Raw genomic sequence first — 263 nt, 5'->3', positions numbered from 1 at the left:
CTGGGGAAGCGGGCGAGGGTGCCGGTTATGGGCTGGATTCCGGATTTCCAGCACAAACATTTACCGGAGCTATTTTCGGAGATCGAATTGAAATCTCGAGATAAATGGTACGGCGAGATTGCTTCCCAATGCTCAAGGATTATTGTCAGTAGCGATCACGCGCGAAAGGATCTGGAAAAATATTTTCAAGTGGAAGCGCGACGCATAAGCGTGCTTAAATTCGTGGTTGATTATCCGAAAGATCTTGATTTATTGGATCGTGC

The 263-nt window shown here is 46.8% G+C and carries 1 pseudogene; it reads left to right on the top strand.

Features of this window, described 5'->3' with window-relative positions:
* Nucleotides 1-263 (top strand): annotated as a pseudogene (locus tag SB764_RS41505) (hypothetical protein); the annotation flags it as partial.

The sequence above is a fragment of the Paraburkholderia sp. SIMBA_027 genome (assembly GCF_046535315.1).
Classification (GTDB): Bacteria; Pseudomonadota; Gammaproteobacteria; order Burkholderiales; family Burkholderiaceae; genus Paraburkholderia; species Paraburkholderia tropica.
The sequence above is the reverse complement of the archived record's forward strand: the minus strand, read 5'-3'. Positions and strand labels throughout refer to the sequence as shown.